General features: G+C 62.6%; 13 protein-coding genes. 8 read left to right on the top strand and 5 right to left on the bottom strand.

All coding sequences use genetic code 11. From position 1 onward, the window contains the following. Positions 1-169 precede the first annotated feature (169 nt). The 5 genes from ACODSJ_RS07430 to ACODSJ_RS07410 all read left to right on the top strand — a co-directional run bounded on the left by ACODSJ_RS07430 (position 170) and on the right by ACODSJ_RS07410 (position 6,538). Positions 170-1,165 (top strand): lipase family protein, encoded by a 996-nt coding sequence (locus ACODSJ_RS07430; RefSeq protein ID WP_489101100.1) that lies wholly within the window; start codon positions 170-172, stop codon positions 1,163-1,165. A gap of 220 nt (positions 1,166-1,385) precedes the next feature. Then, positions 1,386-1,811: a YciI family protein gene (locus tag ACODSJ_RS07425; protein WP_489101099.1), complete on the top strand. Its 426-nt coding sequence runs from the start codon at positions 1,386-1,388 to the stop codon at positions 1,809-1,811. A 23-nt stretch (positions 1,812-1,834) separates the two neighbouring features. Beyond that, positions 1,835-2,242: a VOC family protein gene (locus ACODSJ_RS07420; RefSeq protein ID WP_489101098.1), complete on the top strand. Its 408-nt coding sequence runs from the start codon at positions 1,835-1,837 to the stop codon at positions 2,240-2,242. A 268-nt stretch (positions 2,243-2,510) separates the two neighbouring features. Continuing rightward, positions 2,511-3,530: a substrate-binding domain-containing protein gene (locus ACODSJ_RS07415; protein ID WP_489101160.1), complete on the top strand. Its 1,020-nt coding sequence runs from the start codon at positions 2,511-2,513 to the stop codon at positions 3,528-3,530. After that, complete coding sequence (locus tag ACODSJ_RS07410) at positions 3,518-6,538, top strand: EAL domain-containing protein (RefSeq protein ID WP_489101097.1); 3,021 nt, start codon at positions 3,518-3,520, stop codon at positions 6,536-6,538. Before ACODSJ_RS07415 ends, ACODSJ_RS07410 begins: the two co-directional genes overlap by 13 nt. A gap of 17 nt (positions 6,539-6,555) precedes the next feature. Here ACODSJ_RS07410 and ACODSJ_RS07405 read toward each other — a convergent pair whose 3' ends face one another. Next, positions 6,556-7,461 carry a LysR substrate-binding domain-containing protein gene (locus ACODSJ_RS07405; protein ID WP_489101096.1) on the bottom strand — a complete coding sequence of 302 codons (906 nt, stop codon included), beginning with the start codon at positions 7,459-7,461 and terminating at the stop codon, positions 6,556-6,558. Positions 7,462-7,617: 156 nt separating this feature from the next. On the opposite strand from ACODSJ_RS07405, the gene ydiJ reads away from it, so the two are divergent. Beyond that, positions 7,618-10,683 carry a D-2-hydroxyglutarate dehydrogenase YdiJ gene (gene ydiJ / locus ACODSJ_RS07400; protein ID WP_489101095.1) on the top strand — a complete coding sequence of 1,022 codons (3,066 nt, stop codon included), beginning with the start codon at positions 7,618-7,620 and terminating at the stop codon, positions 10,681-10,683. 63 nt (positions 10,684-10,746) lie between these two features. Here ydiJ and ACODSJ_RS07395 read toward each other — a convergent pair whose 3' ends face one another. Next, the gene (locus tag ACODSJ_RS07395; RefSeq protein WP_489101094.1) at positions 10,747-12,519 is read right to left on the bottom strand and encodes an acyl-CoA dehydrogenase C-terminal domain-containing protein; all 1,773 of its coding nucleotides are present in this window, start codon (positions 12,517-12,519) and stop codon (positions 10,747-10,749) included. 141 nt (positions 12,520-12,660) lie between these two features. Next, positions 12,661-14,283, bottom strand: coding sequence for an acyl-CoA synthetase (locus tag ACODSJ_RS07390; protein ID WP_489101093.1), 1,623 nt, complete (start codon positions 14,281-14,283; stop codon positions 12,661-12,663). 235 nt (positions 14,284-14,518) lie between these two features. Here ACODSJ_RS07390 and ACODSJ_RS07385 point away from each other — a divergent pair, with 235 nt between their 5' ends. Then, on the top strand, positions 14,519-16,804 hold the full coding sequence (locus ACODSJ_RS07385) for a PAS domain-containing sensor histidine kinase (RefSeq protein WP_489101092.1): 2,286 nt from the start codon (positions 14,519-14,521) through the stop codon (positions 16,802-16,804). 5 nt (positions 16,805-16,809) lie between these two features. Further along, positions 16,810-17,445, top strand: a complete 636-nt coding sequence (locus ACODSJ_RS07380; RefSeq protein WP_489101091.1) for a response regulator transcription factor — start codon at positions 16,810-16,812, stop codon at positions 17,443-17,445. Between the two features lie 9 nt (positions 17,446-17,454). On the opposite strand, the gene ACODSJ_RS07375 is transcribed toward ACODSJ_RS07380, so the two are convergent. Together ACODSJ_RS07375 and ACODSJ_RS07370 are read right to left on the bottom strand one after the other, a co-directional pair. Next, on the bottom strand, positions 17,455-18,069 hold the full coding sequence (locus tag ACODSJ_RS07375) for a TetR/AcrR family transcriptional regulator (RefSeq protein ID WP_489101159.1): 615 nt from the start codon (positions 18,067-18,069) through the stop codon (positions 17,455-17,457). After that, entirely contained in the window at positions 18,062-18,913 is an 852-nt protein-coding gene (locus tag ACODSJ_RS07370) for a 3-hydroxybutyryl-CoA dehydrogenase (protein WP_489101090.1), read from the bottom strand. The genes ACODSJ_RS07375 and ACODSJ_RS07370 overlap by 8 nt, the downstream gene beginning before the upstream one ends. Positions 18,914-18,984 lie beyond the last annotated feature (71 nt).

Raw genomic sequence — 18,984 nt, 5'->3', positions numbered from 1 at the left:
ATCCGTGCCGGGGGTTTTGATCGAACGCGCCATGCGCCGTCGCGGGCGTCCTGAACAATCCAAAAACTACGACTACACTCGCTCTTGCTGGCCCCGAAGGATCGACGGCAGCCCTGTGAGTTTTCGTTGGTCCCATTGGACGTTAATTTCTTTGAGACAAGGAACGGTCATGACTTCTCCAGACACAACGCTGCAACGGCAAATCAATCTTACCCACGCTTTCGTAGTGAATAACGCAGCGAAGGATTCGCTGTCCTGGCAAGACATCAAGAACCCTTGGCCGAGCCAGGTCAAAGACAACATTCTCACGCGTCTTAACGCCTCCAAGGTAGGCGGCGGCTATGGCGTAGCCTGGGGCCCGGCGCTGGTGATGGATGGCGATTACGTGGCTCACATCACGGTGGTGCTGATGGGGGGCAAAGGCGAGAACGATATCGTCGTGGTGACGAGTGGAACCCTCAGCCATTCCCTTAAGGATCAGTTCGACGATCTGGATATTTTCCCCATGGTGCCGTTACAGACAATCGTCAAGGGCTGCGCGGTGCCGGCAAATGTATCGCCGGGAACAGCAGCGGCTGTAAACGCGATATTGAGTACGCCTTCCACGATCGGCGTTCAGGGCACGCTGTGCGATTTTCTGGGACGGCTGCGGAGCGGGTCGACAATTCGAATGGTCGGACATAGCCTTGGCGGTGCCCTGATGTCGGTTGTCGCGCTGTATCTGAAGGACAAACTTGCAGGTTTTAATTTTGCTTGCGAAACGATTGCTGCCCCGACGGCTGGCGACGGTTTTTTCGCAGCCTATTTCAATAGGCAAATGGCGGGTAATGCGTTGCGCATATACAACACGTTGGATGTTGTTCCGATGGCCTGGTGTGCGACGTCGCTGGATTATTCCTTGACACTCTATGAACCCACCAACGTCATAGATGATGGCATGAAGGAATTGGTCTGTTTGGGAATCGACACGGTGACCAATAACAACTTGAACTACACGCAATGGGGCATGGGCAGCGCAGACATGGAGCTGCGGCTTCGCGGAACGCTTCAATCCAAATGCACAAGTTATGAGGCCCAATCCGGTTACCAACATATCTACGCGTACATGACGCTGTTGGGGCTGCAGTTGGGCGATATTCCCATGCCGCCACCGTTCGGCAGCTAATACGCTAGCCTCGTCGACCTAGGCGAGTTGCAGTCGGCGGCATCTCTTCGGGAGGCCGCCCCGTGTAACTCGCCTTCTGTCCGGGGCAAGTCAGCCTTGGGCGATCAACGGCCGTTCAAAAAAATCGCGTCAGACTGTCGATTTCTCCCTTCACCATTCGATTACCCCGTAGAGCCGCCACACGGACGGCTTGATCCATCCATCTTCAGGAGATAAGCACATGCGATTTATGGTGATCGTCAAAGCCAGTCCGGAATCGGAAGCCGGGGAAATGCCCAGCGGGGAACTGTTGGCCGCCATGGGTGCCTACAACGAAGAACTGGTCAAGGCAGGGGTGATGCTCGCCGGTGAAGGCCTGCACCCCAGCCGCGAAGGGGTGCGCGTGCGGTTTTCCGGCAAGAGCCGGACCGTTGTCGACGGGCCTTTCGCAGAGACCGGGGAGCTGATCGCCGGCTTCTGGATTTTCAAGGTCCAGTCATTGCAGGAGGCGGTCGACTGGGTCAAGCGCTGTCCGAACCCGATGGTCAGTGACAGTGAAATCGAAATCCGCCAGATCTTCGAACTCGAGGAGTTCGGCGAGAGCTTTACCCCCGAGTTGCGCGAGCAGGAAGAACGCCTGCGTGCGCAGATGTCCGGTCAATCGTGAAACCGCAGACAGGAGATCCCACCATGAGAATCATTCCCTACCTGACCTTTGACGGCCGCTGCAAGGAAGCCTTTGCGTTGTACAAGGAGGTGCTGGGCGGCGAGCTGTTTGCCATGTCCTTTGCCGAGGCGCCCGAGGATGTCGGCATGCCCAAGGATGCGAACCTGATCCTGCACACCTGCCTGACCGTGGGTAATTTCAGCCTGATGGCATCCGACTGCCCACCCGGCCAACCGTACCGCAAGCCGCAGGGCGTGTCGGTGTCCCTCAATGTCGACAGCGTGGAGGAGGCCGAGCGGTTATTCAATGGCTTGAGTGCCGGTGGCAGCGTGCACATGCCCTTGGCGAAGACGTTCTGGGCGGAGCGCTTTGCCATGTTCGAAGACCGTTTCGGGATTGCCTGGATGGTCAATTGCGAGGGGCGCAAATAAGTCGAGCGCGGCCTTTTAGCCTTGAAAAACCTGATGCCAGCAGAACCGACTATTCTTTTGCAATACTGCGTTCTTGGCAAAAGGAGACGCCATGCCAGACCATGCTCGCGCTACCGGCCCCGGCCTTACCTGCGGTCATCGGGCCCATGCGATTGGCCCCAGGCTGTTCAGGATGGCCACGGTGGTGGTTGCCGGTTTTTTCACGGCAACTTCCGGCTATGGCCAGGACCTGCCAGCCGCAGCAGGGGTGGAAAGCGCCACGGTCACGGTGACCCAGGCGCAGGATATCGTTTCCCGGGCCAGCCTCGGCGCCGTTCGCTGGAGCGGGCCTGAGTCCGGCCCACCCGCCCAGCGGGGCAAGAGCATCGCGCTGGTCGCGGAGGATTTGCGTAACGGCGGCATTGTCGGTGTCGCCCAGGGTGCTCGAGAGGCCGCCAGCGCGTTGGGCTGGACGCTGAAGATATTCGATGGGGCGGGGTCAGCGGCCGGGCGTGCCAAAGCCTTTGCCGATGCCCTGGCAGCCAAGCCCGATGGACTCATTCTGTGCGGCTCCGATGCCCTTGAGAACAATGCGTCGTTGAAGCGCTTCGCCGACATGGATGTTCCGGTGGTGGGCTGGCACGCAGGGGCTCGCCCCGGGCCGATCGACGGCACACCGGTGGCTATGAACGTCACCACCGACCCGCTTGAAGTGGCGCGCCTCACGGCCATGGCGGCCGTGGCCCAGTCGAAGGGGCACGCTGGCGTGGTTATCCTGACCGACTCCAAGTACAGCATTGCCATGGCGAAAGCCAAGGTCATGGAGAACGTCGTTCGGGCCTGTAAGGACTGCGCATTGCTGGATGTACGCGATGTCGCGATCTCGGAAAGTGGCGAGAAGATGCCGGTGATCACCAAGGAGCTGCTTGAACGCTACGGCAAGCGTTGGACCCATACGCTGGCCATCAACGACATCTATTTCGATTACGCGGTGGCCTCATTGACCAGCGCCGCCGTACCCAGTGACGGCATCAGCCTGTTGTCTGCCGGTGATGGCAGCACGTCGGCTTTCTTGCGCATACAGGCGAAAACCTACCAGACCGTGACCGTGGCCGAGCCGCTCAACCTGCATGGCTGGCAAGCGATGGACGAGTTGAACCGGTTGTTTGCCGGTCAGCCCGTGAGTGGTTTCGTCGCGCCGATTCACCTGGTCAATGCCGACAACATCGCTTTCGATGGCGGGACAAAATTCCAGTACGACCCTGACAATGGCTATCGAGACATCTATCGCCACCTATGGAACCCCTGACGTTGGACATCTTTTCCCGGCTTGGACGCCAGCTATTGCCTCAATCGCTGCGGGCACAGTTCACGCTGGCATTTCTGACATTGGCGCTGCTGATCCTGGCAGGGGGCGCCACTGCGGTCTACGCGCTGCGCACCTCGAACTACGCCACCCGGCAACTGACCGATGAGCGACTGGTGCGCATGCAAGATGGCCAGGACATGGTGCAGCACACCTTGCTGATCGAGCGCCAGACCGATCAGCTCCTGACCACCCGTTCCCCTGACACCCTGCGAGCCAGTTTTGCCGCGACGGTCGAACAGCTGGAGGCCCTCGATCAATTGGTGCAGCAGCTGACCGCCGCGAATAGCGGCGTCGCAACACTCGACATGCACCAGTCCAGCCAGATGTTCCGCAATACCACCAACATCGTTGCGCAATTGCGAGAAAGCCTGCTGCAAACCGAGATCGCCTTCGAACAGGCCCTGGACGCTCACATCGACCGGTTGACCGCGACCCAGACCCGGAGCGGCCTGGAACTGGCGGCGGTACTTTTCGAGCTGCCGGGGGCGGTGGACCGTGACGACGTGCAACGGCTGCGGACCCGATATGAGCACCTGCTACGCATCGCTGGGCCGTTACCTGACGTTGACGTCGACAAGCCCGATCTTTTCGCCCAGCGCCAGGCACTCATCGACCAGCACAGCGTCATTCAGCGCTTCAACGAAGAACTGAAGAATGAGACCGGCGTCCTGGTCGCCTTGGCCCGTGCGCAATCCAATGCCTACAACGAAGACTATCGCGAAGCCGTGCAGCGCCTGGCCGAGGCCTCGAACCGCAGCCAGCAATGGGTGCTGATCATGTTGGGCGCCAGCCTGGTGTTCGCCTGGTTCGTGACCCGGGTCTTCATGGGTCGCCATGTACTCGTGCGCTTGAATGAAATCAGCCGGCAGTTGCGCCAGGAACACACGGCGAAAACCCACGTGATGATGGCGGACCACGGGAAGGACGAGATCGGCAACATGGCGCGCGCGGTGAATCAGTTCCTGGAAGACCGGGTTCAGTTGGAAAAAAGAACGGTCCAGTTGAGTATCGCCACCGAACGCCTGGCGATACAGAACAACCGCCTGGAGCAAGAAGCGATCATCCGTGCCGGCCAAGGTCATGTTTTGGAGCTGATTGCCCGGAGCACCGAGCTTACGGAAGTCCTCGACAGCCTGGCGCACCTGGTCGAGTCGCAGCTCGAAGGCATGATCGTGTCGATCCTGTTGCTGGATGAGGAGGGCAAGCACCTGCTGCACGGGTCCGCGCCGAGTTTGCCGAAAACCTACAGCGAGCTGATCGACGGGATCGAGATCGGTCCGAACGTCGGTTCCTGCGGCACCTCGGCGTATCGGCGAGAGCCAGTCATCGTCACCGACATCGAACAGGACCCGCTGTGGGAGGCGTACCGTTCAGTCGCCGCGACCTATGGGCTTCGCGCGTGCTGGTCGACGCCGATCCTGTCCCATGAGCGAAAGGTTTTGGGTACGTTTGCCTTGTATGCCAAGACCGTCCGCAGCCCACGCCCCTCCGAGACGCAACTGATCGACCTGGCAACTCCGCTGGCCGGCATTGCGATAGAACGCCAACTGACCGAAAAACGCATTCGCTACATGGGCGACCATGATGCCCTGACCGGGCTGCCCAATCGCATATTGCTCGAAGACCGGCTCAAGCAGGCAATCCTGTATGCCCAGCGTTACGAGCGGCTGGTGACGGTGGTGTTCCTGGACCTGGATAAATTCAAACTGGTCAATGACAGCCTCGGGCACAACGCCGGGGACGAACTGCTGAAAACCGTGGCCCAGCGCTTGCTGGAGTGTGTGCGCCGCACCGACACCGTCGTGCGGTTGGGGGGCGACGAGTTCGTGATCGTCCTGTTCGACCAGCCTTCGGACCTCGACGGCGTGACGCCCGTCCTGCACAAAGTCCAGGAAGCTATCCTGCGGCCGATTCACCTCGGCGGCCACACGCTCCACGTCACCTGCAGCATGGGCTTGGCCACGTACCCTGCCGATGGCGGCGATACCGACACGCTGCTCAGCAACGCGGACGCGGCCATGTACCGGGCCAAGGAGCTGGGTCGCAACAGCTTCCAGTTCTATACGAGCGAGATGAACGACAAGGTCCAGGGCAAGCTCGCCATACAGGACGGGCTGCGCAATGCGCTCAACAATGACGAGTTCCTGCTCTTGTACCAGCCACAGGTGGATTTGCAGTCGGGGCAGGTCATCGGCGTGGAAGCATTGATCCGCTGGCAGCATCCAGAGCTTGGCATGGTGTCTCCCATCAAGTTCATTCCCCAGGCTGAAGAGACCGGGCTGATCGTGCCCATCGGCGACTGGGTGATCCACGCCGCGTGCAGGCAGAACAAGGCCTGGCAGGATGCCGGCGGGCCGCTGATCACCATGTCGGTGAACATTTCAGCCCGCCAGTTCATCGAACGGGACCTGATCGACCGGGTCAAGCACGCCTTGCAGGAAACCGGCCTGGACCCGATGTACCTTGAGCTGGAACTGACCGAAAGCCTGATCATGCAAGACCTTCAGCAAGCCATCAGCAAAATGAAGGCACTGCAGGCCATGGGCATCCGTCTCTCGATCGACGACTTCGGCACGGGCTACTCCAGCCTCGCCGCATTGAAGACCTTCCCCATTGCGCGACTCAAGATCGACCAGTCTTTCGTGCGCGATCTGCCCGACAACGAGAACGACAAGGCCATCGCCACCGCCGTGATTTCGCTGGGGCACAAACTGAACCTCAAGGTCATTGCCGAAGGGGTGGAAACCGAAGAGCAGTTGACCTTCCTGCATGAAAACGGCTGCGATGAAATTCAAGGCTACTTTTTCAGCCAGGCGGTCAGTGCAGCGGAAATCACTGCGCTACTGCACACGCCCAGGTTGCCTCCACCCCAGCGCATTGCGAGCCCTGAATCGGTGAGGCAAAACCACGGGGTGAAACGCCCAGGCCGACCGATGCCCAGGCATTGAGGGTGCAGGGGAGAAGTTCACCCCTGCGGAAAGGACAACCCCAACAACCACTCACTGAACGCCACCAGCGACGGCAGGTTCTGGTAGCGATTGGCATACGCCAGGTAGTAGCTCTTGCCGCTTTCCATCGGTTCGAACAGCGCGACCAGGGTGCCCGCCTGGATCTCATCCTGCACCAGCACGCTCGGCACCAGCCCGATGCCGATGCCGGCGGCCACCGCCTGGATGAGGTGGCTCGTCAGTTCGAAGCTGGGGCCTTGGCGCATGAGGCGATGGTCCAGGCCGTTGTGTTCGAACCAGTCGGACCAGGCGTTGGGCCTGGACACGACGTTGAGCAGCGAGTGGCTGGCGGCGATGTCGGCGGGTGTCATGGCAGGGTATTCGGGCAGTGCCGAAGGGCTGGCGATGACCACGAGTTGCTCCGTCAGCAGCTTGTGGGCGATGAACCCCGGCCAGGATCCGGAACCGGCGCAGATGATGGCGTTCATTTCGTCGGCGGCGCTGGCCAGGTCCGCCTGCATGATCCGGGAGTGGACGTGCACCACGATATCCGGGTGCTTGGTATAGAAGTCACTCATTCTGGGCAGCAGCCACTTCGACCCGAACGTGGGGAGGACGGCCAGGTGCAGCGTGCCTTCCTGGGCGCTGAAGGCGATGGTCTTGAGCGTCGCGCTGCGAATCCGGCCCAGGGCGGCCGAGAGCTCGTGCTGGTACAGCGCCCCGGCTGCGGTCAGCTCGATGCGGCGGCCGTCGCGGTGGAACAGGTCGACGCCCAGCAGCGACTCCAAGGACTGGACTTGCCGGCTGACGGCGCTTTGGGTCAGCAGCAGCTCATCGGCCGCTTTGGTAAAGCTGCCATGCCGGGCCGCCGCCTCGAAAGCCACGAGCACCGACATCGAGGGGGTGAGGCGTCTAGGGTTCATTCATAAACCTCATGCAAACACTGCGGGTTTTACGCTTGTCTTACGCGCCGCTTCTTTAAACAATAGGGCCTAATGCAGTTTGCCCGCAACGCCGCTCAGGCTTGAGCATACGTTAAGCGAATTGAAAAAAGAATTTAGCCTGCCGGAAAGCCCTCAATGATTGCGCGCCTTAACCCCGCAAACGGTCAGACCGATCGATACGAACGCTTCCTGAGCCAACTGGGTGTTGAGGGGTTCAAGGGCGAAATCGCCAGCGACTATGGCTCCAGGACGGTGCTGGCGACCGATAACTCGATCTACCAGCGCTTGCCGCAGGCGGCGGTGTTTCCCAAGGATTACGCCGACGTCGAGCTCGTCGCGACCCTTGTGGCGCGGCCGGAATACCGTTCGGTTGTCCTGACGCCACGGGGCGGCGGCACGGGCACGAACGGCCAATCGCTGACCGACGGTGTGGTGGTCGACCTGTCGCGGCACCTCAATGCGATACTGGAAATCAACGTCCAAGAGCGCTGGGTTCGCGTCCAGAGTGGCGTGGTCAAAGACCAGTTGAACGCCGCGCTGAAGCCCCATGGCCTGTTCTTTGCGCCGGAACTGTCCACCTCCAACCGGGCCACCGTCGGCGGCATGATCAACACCGACGCCAGCGGGCAGGGCAGTTGCACCTATGGCAAGACGCGTGACCATGTGTTGGCGCTTTCCACGGTTCTGCTGGGTGGGCAGCGGCTCGACAGCCAGGCGCTGGATGCCGAACAGACCGCCGGGCAGGCTTCGCGGCAAGATGGCATCGGCAGCGTCTACCGCTGCGCCCGGGATATCGCCGACGGCCAGGCGCAACTGATCCAGGAGACCTTTCCCAAACTCAACCGCTGCCTGACCGGCTATGACCTCGCGCACCTGCGCGAACAGGACGGCCGCTTCAACCTCAACAGCCTCTTGTGCGGTTCCGAGGGTTCCCTGGGCTTCATTGTCGAAGCCAAGCTCAACGTGCTGCCGATCCCGCGCCACAGCATCCTGGTCAACGTGCAATACGCCGGTTTCATGGATGCGTTGCGCGACGCCAAGGCGCTGATGGCGCTCAAGCCGCTGTCCATCGAAACGGTGGACTCCAAGGTGCTGATGCTGGCGATGCAGGACATCGTCTGGCATGGCGTTGCCGAGTATTTTCCGGCGGTGCCCGGCCGGCAGACCCTGGGCATCAACCTGATCGAATTCAGTGGCGATGAGCTGGAGGACCTGGAACGGCGCGTCGAGGCCTTCATCGAACACCTGAGAACCGATCAGACCGTCGAGCGCCTGGGTCATACGCTGGCCATCGGCAGCGAGGCGGTGAAGCGCGTCTACACCATGCGTAAACGCTCCGTGGGCTTGCTGGGCAACGTCCAGGGCGAAGCCCGGCCTCAACCCTTTGTCGAGGACACCGCCGTTCCGCCGGAAAACCTCGCGGATTTCATCGCCGAGTTTCGTGCGCTGCTCGATGCCAACCACCTGGAGTACGGGATGTTTGGGCACGTCGATGCCGGCGTCCTGCACGTCAGGCCGATCCTGGACATGAAGGATCCCCGGCAGGCCGCGGTGATCCGGCCGATTTCCGACGCGGTGGCGGCGCTCACGCAAAAGTACGGAGGATTGCTGTGGGGTGAGCACGGCAAGGGGCTTCGCTCGGAGTACTCTCCGGGTTACTTCGGTGCCCTTTACCCATCGCTCCAGGCGATCAAGGCCGCGTTCGACCCGTTCAACCAGCTCAACCCCGGCAAGATCGCCACGCCGTTGAGCATCGCCGACGCCCGGTTGACCAAGGTCGACGAAGTTCCGTTGCGGGGCGAGTTCGATCGGCAGATCAACGAAGGGGTATGGCAGAGCTACCAGGCCGCCGTGCAATGCAACGGCAACGGTGCCTGCTACAACTTCGACCCTGATGACGCGATGTGCCCCTCGTGGAAAGCCACGCGCAACCGCATCCATTCCCCCAAGGGCCGTGCTTCCCTGGTGCGCGAGTGGCTGCGCCTCCAGGGCGAGCAGGGCGCGGACATCCTCGGCAGCCGTCCTGTCAGTTTCACCCTCGGGGGAACGCTGGCCAAGGTACGGAACACCCTGGGCAAAAAGCTCGGCGAAAAGGATTTCTCCCACGAGGTCTATGACGCGATGGCCGGCTGCCTGGCGTGCAAGTCCTGCGCTGGGCAATGCCCGGTGAAGGTCAACGTCCCGGATTTCCGGGCGCGGTTCCTCGAGCGTTACCACAGCCGCTACCTGCGACCGCTCAAGGACTACGTGATCGGTTCGCTGGAATTCAGCATTCCCCACATTGCGCGCTTTGCGCGGCTGTACAACGCAATGATGAGTGCCCGCCCGGTGAAGTACATGCTCCAGCATGTCGTGGGCATGGTGGACAGCCCGTTGCTGAGCCTGGTGGATTTCCAACAGGTCTGCACCACCTGGAACGTGGAAATGGCGACGCCCGAGAAACTGGCGGCGTTGACTGAAGCGCAACGCCTGCGCAGTGTCATCATCGTCCAGGATGCGTTTACCCGCTATTTCGAGACGCAGGTTGCCGCCGAGTGGATAGAGCTGATCGCGCGGCTGGGCTACACGATTTACCTGGCGCCGTTTTCCCCCAACGGCAAGCCTCTTCAGGTCCAGGGCTTGCTCGGTGCCTTCAAGAAGACCGCGACCCACAGTGCCAAAGGCTTGCGGGCACTTCAGGCCCATGGCGTGCCCCTGGTCGGCCTCGATCCGGCGATGACCCTTGTCTATCGGCAGGAGTACGCCAAGACGCTGGGCGCCGACTCCGCGCCTCACGTCGCGCTGGCCCAGGAATGGCTGGTCACGGCACTTCCCGCGCTGCCCACGCGCGCCGAGCCGGTGGTGTTCCAGTTTCTGCCGCACTGCACCGAGCGCACCAACGAGCCCGGTAGCGTCGATCTCTGGAAAAAGGTGTTCGAGGGGTTCGGTTTGAAGTTGCAGGTATTGGCCAGTGGCTGCTGTGGCATGTCCGGTACGTATGGGCATGAAACCCGGAACGTGAAGACGTCGCAGGTCATCTACGGGCAATCCTGGCAGCCGCTGGTAGAGCGCTATCAGGCCGGCGGCAGGTTGGTGGCCGACGGTTACTCCTGCCGTAGCCAGGTCAAGCGCCAGGCGGGAGAGGTGGTGTTGCACCCGCTCCAGGCGTTGCTTGGCCAGTTGCGCGAAGAAGGTTTTGCCAAGGCCAGCCCGGCGCAGTAATCCACCTCATCGCGCCCTGAGCGTGTCGCAGGGCCGAACCCCGCGACATTGGCGTTCAGCCCCTCAGAACTGCTCGGGTTGCAGTTGGAACAAGGACGCGCTGCCGGCGCGAATGCTCTGTTCCAGGCTGAGGACGCGCGGCAACAGACGGTCGAAGTAGAAGCGCGCGGTGGCGAGTTTGGCGCCATGGAAGCTTGGGTCTGTGGCGTGCCGCTGCTCGGCTGCCTGGGCCATGCGGGCCCACATGTAGGCATAGGCGACGTAACCGAACAAGTGCAGGTACTCGACGCAGGCGCTGCCGATGGCGTGGGGGTCGAGGCGGGCTTGTTGCTGCAGCCAGTCGCTGAGGTTTTCCAGGCGTAGCACCGCCTCCAGCAGCTCGCTGGCGTAGGGCGCGTCGGGCGTGCAGGCGACAGCGCGGATCTGCGCGGTGAACAGGCGCAGGGCCGTTGCATCGTCGCCCACGACTTTGCGTCCCAGCAGGTCGAGGGCCTGGATGCCGTTGGTGCCTTCGTAGATCTGGGCAATGCGCACATCGCGCACCAGTTGCTCCTGGCCCCATTCGCGAATATAGCCATGGCCGCCAAACACCTGTTGGCCCTGGATGCAACTGTCCAGTCCGGTGTCGGTGAAGAAGGCCTTGGCCACCGGCGTCAACAGCGCCACCAGGGCCTGGGCGTCCTGCCGTTCCTGGGGTTGGTCGCCGAATTTGGCCAGGTCCAGTTGCTGGCCGACGTAGCAGGCGAAGGCGCGACCGGCCTCGGTCATGGCCTTCATGCTGAGGAGCATCCGGCGCACGTCGGGGTGGACAATGATCGGGTCGGCAATCCGGTCGCTGGCCTGGGCGCCGGCGGGAGAACGGCTCTGGAGGCGGTCCTGGGCATAACGGCGGGCGTTCTGGTATGAGTTCTCGGCGCAGCCGATGCCCTGGATGCCAATGGACAGTCGCTCGTAGTTCATCATCGTGAACATTGCCGCCAATCCCTTGTTGGCCTCGCCGATCAGCCAGCCACGGGCACCGTCGAAGTTCATCACGCACGTGGCCGAGGCCTTGATGCCCATCTTGTGTTCGATCGAGCCGCAGCTGACGGCGTTGGCTTGCCCCAGCGCACCGTGCTCGTCAACGCAGATTTTCGGCACGAGGAACAGCGAGATGCCCTTGGGCCCTGCCGGGGCGTCCGGGAGCTTGGCCAGGACCAGGTGAATGATGTTTTCGGTCAGGTCCTGCTCGCCGCCGGTGATGAAGATCTTGCTGCCGGTGATCCGGTAACTGCCATCGGCCTCGGGTTCGGCTCGGGTACGAATGAGACCCAGGTCGGTGCCGGCATGGGCTTCGGTCAGGCACATGGAGCCGGCCCAGCGCCCTTCGTACATCGCCGGCAGGTACAGGGCCTTGAGCACGTCGCTGGCGTGAGCGTCGATGGCCAGGCAAGCGCCGGCACTCAGCGCCGAGTACAGGGCGAAGCTTGCGTTGGCGGCATAGAGCATCTCTTCGAACTGCACCGCGAGCATCTTCGGCATACCCATGCCGCCGTAGGCCGGGTTGCCGCTGAGCCCGACCCAGCCGCCCTCGATGTAGGTCGAATAGGCCGCCTGAAAGCCGCTCGGCGTGCTGACCCGGCCGTCGTGCCACTGGGCACCTTCTTCATCGCCACTGCGATTGAGCGGAGCGATCAGGCTGTGGGTGACCTTGGCGGCTTCTTCGAGGATCGCGTCGGCGGTGGCGGCGTCGACGGTATCCGTCAGCGCGGGCAGGCGTGCCCAGAGACTCGGTGCATCGAAGACATCGTGCAGGACAAAGCGCATGTCGCGCAGCGGGGCGTTGAACTCGGGCATTACAGTGAGCCTCATGCAAGGAAAGTCAGGTTGGGGGCGTGCAACTGCGCGGCACACGGAGCACGCCCCCCATCGTTGATGTGCGGGTGCTCGCGTGCCTGCGAGACGGTGCTGCGCACTTGAATGCGTCGCAGGATCGGCCTAGAGGTTCTTCGCCATGTCGCGCAGCACGAACTTCTGGATCTTGCCGGTGGACGTCTTCGGCAGCGCGGAGAAGACCACGGTGCGTGGCACCTTGAAGCCGGCCAGGTGTTCGCGGCAGAAGCTGATGATCTCGGCTTCGCGCACGTCTGCACGGTCGGCTTTGAGGGTGATGAAGGCGCAGGGTGTCTCACCCCATTTTTCATCGGGGCGGGCCACCACCGCGGCTTCGAGCACCGCAGGATGTCGATAGAGCACGCCTTCCAGCTCGATGGTGGAGATGTTTTCGCCACCGGAAATGATGATGTCCTTGAGCCGGTCGCGGATCTCCACATAGCCGTCAGGATGGGTCACGGCCAGGTCGCCGGTGTGGAACCAGCCGCCGTCGAAGGCTTCGGCGGTGGCGCTGGGGTTCTTCAAATAACCCTTCATCACGGTGTTGCCGCGCATGAAAATCTCGCCGATGGTCTGTCCATCATGGGGTGTCGGTTCGAGGGTCCGGGGATCGGCCACCATGACCCCTTCCAGGGTGGGGTAGCGCACGCCCTGGCGCGCCTTGATCTGGGCTCGCTGCTCCAGGGGCAATTCGTCCCAGGCTGCGTGCCAGGCGCAGAGGGTCACGGGGCCATAGACTTCGGTCAGGCCGTAGACGTGGGTGACCTTGATGCCCATTTCCTCGACGGCACCGATCACCTTGGCCGGTGGTGCCGCGCCGGCCACCATGGCGTTGACCGGATGATCGATGGCGGCCTTGGCCGAATCGGGCATGTTCACCAGAGCATTGAGCACGATCGGCGCACCGCAGAGGTGTGTGATCTGGTGTTCGCGAATCAGGTTGAGGATTCGCTGCGGGTCAACCCGGCGCAAGAACACGTGGACGCCCGCCAGGGCGGTCACGATCCAGGGGTAGCACCAGCCGTTGCAGTGGAACATCGGCAATGTCCAGAGGTACACCGGATGGTTGCCCATGGCCCAGATCATCTGGTTGCCGAGAGAATTGAGATACGCGCCACGGTGGTGATAGACCACGCCCTTGGGATTGCCCGTGGTGCCGGACGTGTAGTTCAGGGCGATGGCCTGCCATTCGTCGTCCGGCCACTGCCAGGCGAAGTCCGGATCGCCCTCGGCCAGGAACGCCTCGTAGTCCAGGTCGCTGACCGCCAGGCCTTCACCGTATTCCGGATCGTCGACGTCGATCACCAGGGGCGGGTGGTCGAGCATGCCGATGGCCGCTTGCACCACATCGTGGAACTCACGGTCGGCGATCAACACCTTCGCCTCACCATGGGCCAGCATGAATGCGATGGCCTCGGCGTCCAGCCGGACGTTGAGCGCATTGAGCACCGCACCGATCATCGGCACGCCGAAATGCGCTTCAAGCATGGCGGGGATATTGGGCAGCATGACGGCCACGGTGTCGTTTCGACCGATGCCGCGTCCGGCCAGGGCCGAGGCCAGGCGTCGGCAACGGCTGTAGGTCTGGGCCCAGGTGCGACGGATCGAGCCGTGGATCACCGAGGGGTAGTCGGGATAGACACTGGCGGTGCGCTCGATAAAGCTCAGGGGTGTGAGGGCGATGTGATTGACGCCGGTTGGCGCAAGACCTTGCTCGTAGATGGACATGGTTCGGGTACCCGGTGGCTGATTATTAGCTCTATTGGCCGTGGCTCTTGTGGTCCTGATTGCGGGCCGGCGACGTGACGGTGTGACAGTCGACAAGCACGCAAACAAACAAAAAGCCCGGTGATTTATCCGAGAGAATTTATATACTGTTTGCCAATTGATATGGAAGTACTACCTGAGTTGTATAGTAAATGTACTATATGTCGCATTCCCAACCTTCTCGACAGGTTCTCCGATGATCTCAACCTCCGTTCGCTTGCTTGGCTGGCTGCGCCTGCAACGTGAAGGCATGGCGCTGGCGGCTTGTGCCAATGCCTTGTGCCGGGCTTTGCAGGATTGCCCGCAGATTCGTCGGGCGGTCTACCTGAGCTGGCATGCGCCCAGTGGCATCTATCGCCATGAAGGCCGCGCCCGACACTTGCCGCCGGGATTTGGCGAGGCGCTGCAAAGCAGTGACCGGGTCCTTTTCGAGTGCTTGCAAGAGGCGGGGCGACTGGAGTTGGCGCGTGTGCGCGGGCTTGATTGCTGGCTGGCCGGTCGTTTGCGTCGCGCGGCCCTCGATCATGGCCAGGTGTTAGCGTTGTCCTTGCAGCCGGGGCAGGAAGGTTTGCTGCTGGTTGAGTTGCAGCCTGACACGAACCAGGACTGGCTGGTGGCGGTACATGAGTTGCTGAGCCTGCTGGTGGCCAGTGTCGGCGGCCAGCTACGCGGTTCGCCGCTGCTGGGGCATGACCCGCAGCCCAGCGCTTTGCTCGACCCTACGGGGCGCGCGCAGGAACTCAACGAGGCGCTGGTGGCGCTGCTCGAACAGTTGTCGCTGGCCGATGCCTTGAGCCTCTTGCCGGTCAGCCATGCGCACCTGGTGCAGGCCTGTCTCGCCCAGCGGCGAGCCATCGAGAACGTCGAGGTGCAAGTCGCCGGGCAGGTGCTGGTCTGGACCTTCATTCCCGACCCCAAGGCCAATCGCGTGCTGGCGCGCTGTCGCCAGGCCACCGCGCAGATCCTTGCCGAGCGTGAGTCGGCCAAGGCCCGGCGCCTGTACCGGCTGATCACCGAAAATACCACCGACCTGATTTCCCGCCACACCCCGGACGGCTGCTTTCTCGATGCCTCGCTGGCCTCCTGGACCCTGCTTGGCTACTGGCCGCAGGAGCTGCATGGGCTCCAGGCGCGAAGGCTGTTCCATCGCCAGGATCAGGTCAGCCTGATGCAACGTGCGCGCGATGCCCTGGAACAGGACGGCTACCACACCATGACCTATCGCATTCGCCACCGTGATGGCCACTATCTGTGGTTCGAGACCGCATGCCGCGCCATTCGCGAGACCTATACCGGTGCGGTGGTTGAAGTAGTCAGTGTGTCCAGGGACATTACCGCCCGAGTCCAGGCCGAAGAAACCAAGCGTCGCCTGGCGGAGGTGGTGGAAGCCAACACCGACCCGGTGCTGTTCATCCAGCCCGATGGCGCGGTGACCTATCTCAACCCGGCGGCGCGGCGCACCCTCGGCCTGGACGCGCAGCACAGCCTGCCGAGCCTGGACACGTTCCTCAGCGCCGAGGTGCTGGCCAGCCTGGAACGCGAGGGTTGGGATTATGCCGAGCGCACCGGTCGCTGGAGCATCGAGGCTCGTCTGCAACCACCGGCCGGCGGTGCCTCGGTGCCGGTGTCGCTGATGCTTCTGGCCCATCGCGCGGCCAGCGGCGAACGATTCTATTCGCTGGTGGCGCACGACCAGTCCGAACGGGAACTGCGTGAAGCCCAGCAGCGCCATCACCAGGATGAACTGGCGCACACGGCACGCCTGGTGACCCTCGGTGAGCTGGCTTCGGGCATCGCCCATGAAATGAATCAGCCGCTGGCGGCGGTCGTCAATTACGCCCATGCCAGCCAGCGCTATTTGCAGGCCCTGGGCCGCAATGGCGAGGCCGCCGAGAAGGTCGCCCAGGGGCTGGAGCGCATCGCCGTGCACGCCAACCACGCCTCGGAGGTGATCAAGCGCCTGCGTGCCTTCCTGCGCAAGGGCCGCCGCCGCATGGAAGCCCTGGACCTCAGTGAAGTGGCCCGGGCCACCGTCCGCCTGTGTCTCTGGGAAGCTGGCAGTTGTCAGGTGGAGATCGTGGAGCGACTGCCGGATAATCTGCCGCCGATCTACGCCGACCGGGTGCTGTTGGAACAGGTGCTGCTCAACCTGTTGCGCAACGCCATCGAGGCCAACCGCGAGGCTCACCCTGGCGAGCCGTCGCAGATCGTCCTGGCGGCCGAGCCGGGTGCCGATGGCGGGGTGCAGGTCAGCGTCAGTGACCAGGGGCATGGCGTGCCGGCCGCGCAACTGGAGCAGATCTTCACCCCGTTCTATTCCAGCAAGGCCAACGGACTGGGGTTGGGGCTGTCCATGAGTCGCAGCATCATCGAAGGTTTCGGAGGCGAATTGCAGGCGTGGCCGCTGACCGAGGGCTTGCAGATGCGCTGCCACTTGCCGGCGCCGACCCTGGCTGGCGTGAACCGATTACAAGAGGAGTAACGACAATGGCGGGTGTGGCAGAGCAGGTGGTGTATGTGGTCGATGACGACCAGGGCATGCTCGATTCGACGGTCTGGCTGCTGGAGTCCGTGGGCCTCAAGGCCGTGTCGTTCACCAGTGGCCGGGCGTTTCTCGACGCGTGCGACAACCGGCTCAACGCCTGCGTGTTGCTGGATGTGCGCATGCCGGGCATGGGCGGTCTCAACGTACAAGAGGAAATGCGCAACCGTGGGCTGCGCTTGCCGGTGATCTTCGTCAGCGGGCATGCCGATGTGCCAATCGTGGTGCGGGCGTTCAAGGCCGGGGCCCATGATTTCATCGAAAAGCCGTACAACGAACAACTGCTGCTCGACAGCGTGCAGCAGGCCTTGAGCCAGGTCGATGATAGCCAGACCGTCAGCGAAGGCCTGGCACGGGTACAGGCGCGGCTACAGGGTTTGACGCCGAGGGAAAACGACGTGCTGCTGCCGCTGGTGCGGGGCTACACCAACCGCGAAATCGCCGAGCAACTGGGGGTCAACGTCAGGACCATCGACCTGTATCGTTCCCGGGTAATGAAGCGCATGCAAGCCCAAAGCCTGCCGGAGCTGGTGGGCATGGCCATTGTCGCGGGCCTGGTCGACCCGTTGCAGTTGCGCTGAGGGCGCGGTTCAGGCCGCTGTGACCTGCAACGTCGGGCCTGCGCCGCCCCTGGGCAGCAATACCCGTTCGATGGCGCCGGTCAGCAGGTTTTCCAGCAACGCATCCTGCGCGTGTTGCTCCAGCGGCTGGTGCGCCAGCCAGCTGGGTGAGCTGTTGAGCAGGGTGGCGATGGCGTGTCCGGCAGCGGCCAAGGCCTGGGACGGCAGGCGCCTGGGGCCACCGAGCATCCGCAACAGCTGCCGCTCATACTGCTCGCGCAAATGTTGGACGCGCCGTTGCTGCTCGACGTTCAGGCAACCGTTGTCGCGCTCCACCAGGCGAAAATGCCAGGGCATTTCCCGGTGCAGCTGGAGGTGCGCGCGAATCAGCCGTTGCAGGTTGCCGCGCTTGTCCCGAGGCTGCTGCTCAACGCGTCCGAGCGTGGCCAGCAGCTCTTCGAAAAACTCCTCGATCAGGTCGGCCAGCAGGTGTTGCTTGCTTGGGTAATGGTGGTACAGCGAGCCGGGCGTCAGCCCCAGGTAGGCGGCCAGTTCCCGCATGCCGACCTGGCCGAAACCCTTGCTCGCGAACAGTTCCAGGGCTCTGTCCCGGCTCTCGGCGAAGCGCGAGCAACGCTCAGCCATAGGCATGGAAACCTCGTCCCGACTTGCGTCCCAGGTAACCGGCGGCCACCATTTCCTTGAGCAGCGGAGCGGGGCGATATTTGCTGTCGTTGAAGCCTTCGTAGAACGCCTCCAGGATCGCCAACAAGGTGTCCAGGCCGATCAGGTCGGCCAGGGCCAGCGGCCCGATAGGCTGGTTGCAGCCCAGGCGCATGCCCGCATCGATGTCCTCGGCGCTGGCCAGGCCTTCCTGCAGGACCAGGACGGCTTCGTTGATCATCGGCACCAGGATGCGGTTGACCACGAATCCCGGGCGGTTGCCGGCGGTGATCGCAGTCTTGCCCAACCGTTGGGCCATTTCCAGGGCCAGGGCGTGGGTTTCATCGTGGGTTTGCAGGCCGCGAATCACCTCGATCAAGCCCATCACCGGCACCGGGTTGAAAAAGTGCAGGCCGATAAAACGCCCCGGATGACTGACGCCAGCCGCCAGTTGGGTGATCGAGAGGGACGAGGTGTTGGAGGCAATCACGCACTCGCTGCTGACGTGCGTGGCGACCTGTTGCAACAAGCGCTGTTTGAGCGCGAGGTTTTCGGTCGCGGCCTCGATCACCAGTTGCGCATCGGCCAGGCTGGCGTAGTCGGTGCTGGTGCGGATCTTATCCAGGGTGCGGCGTTTGTGTTCTTCGCTCAAGGCCTGTTTGGCGATCTGCCGGTCAAGGTTCTTGGCGACGGTCGCCAGGGCCCTTTCCAGGGCTTGGGGGGCGATGTCGAGCAGGATCACCTCGAAACCGGCCTGCGCACAGACTTGTGCGATGCCGTTGCCCATGGTGCCGGCGCCGATCACGCCAATGGAGTGCAGATGCATGTGGGTGTTTTCCTTTTTTCAAGCGCGTTTCCCATTGAACAGCCTGTGGCTTACCCTGGGCGCAGTCTGCT

It is taken from the genome of Pseudomonas sp. FG6 (assembly GCF_057809015.1).
This window is presented reverse-complemented; position numbering and strand designations above follow the sequence as displayed.

Bases quoted from the DNA above. Each gene is read 5' to 3' on its own strand.
- ACODSJ_RS07430 (WP_489101100.1), top strand. From the start codon at position 170: ATGACTTCTCCAGACACAACGCTGCAACGGCAAATCAATCTTACCCAC.
- ACODSJ_RS07425 (WP_489101099.1), top strand. From the start codon at position 1,386: ATGCGATTTATGGTGATCGTCAAAGCCAGTCCGGAATCGGAAGCCGGG.
- ACODSJ_RS07420 (WP_489101098.1), top strand. From the start codon at position 1,835: ATGAGAATCATTCCCTACCTGACCTTTGACGGCCGCTGCAAGGAAGCC.
- ACODSJ_RS07410 (WP_489101097.1), top strand. From the start codon at position 3,518: ATGGAACCCCTGACGTTGGACATCTTTTCCCGGCTTGGACGCCAGCTA.
- ACODSJ_RS07405 (WP_489101096.1), bottom strand. From the start codon at position 7,461: ATGAACCCTAGACGCCTCACCCCCTCGATGTCGGTGCTCGTGGCTTTC.
- ydiJ (WP_489101095.1), top strand. From the start codon at position 7,618: ATGATTGCGCGCCTTAACCCCGCAAACGGTCAGACCGATCGATACGAA.
- ACODSJ_RS07395 (WP_489101094.1), bottom strand. From the start codon at position 12,519: ATGCCCGAGTTCAACGCCCCGCTGCGCGACATGCGCTTTGTCCTGCAC.
- ACODSJ_RS07390 (WP_489101093.1), bottom strand. From the start codon at position 14,283: ATGTCCATCTACGAGCAAGGTCTTGCGCCAACCGGCGTCAATCACATC.
- ACODSJ_RS07385 (WP_489101092.1), top strand. From the start codon at position 14,519: ATGATCTCAACCTCCGTTCGCTTGCTTGGCTGGCTGCGCCTGCAACGT.
- ACODSJ_RS07380 (WP_489101091.1), top strand. From the start codon at position 16,810: ATGGCGGGTGTGGCAGAGCAGGTGGTGTATGTGGTCGATGACGACCAG.
- ACODSJ_RS07375 (WP_489101159.1), bottom strand. From the start codon at position 18,069: ATGGCTGAGCGTTGCTCGCGCTTCGCCGAGAGCCGGGACAGAGCCCTG.
- ACODSJ_RS07370 (WP_489101090.1), bottom strand. From the start codon at position 18,913: ATGCATCTGCACTCCATTGGCGTGATCGGCGCCGGCACCATGGGCAAC.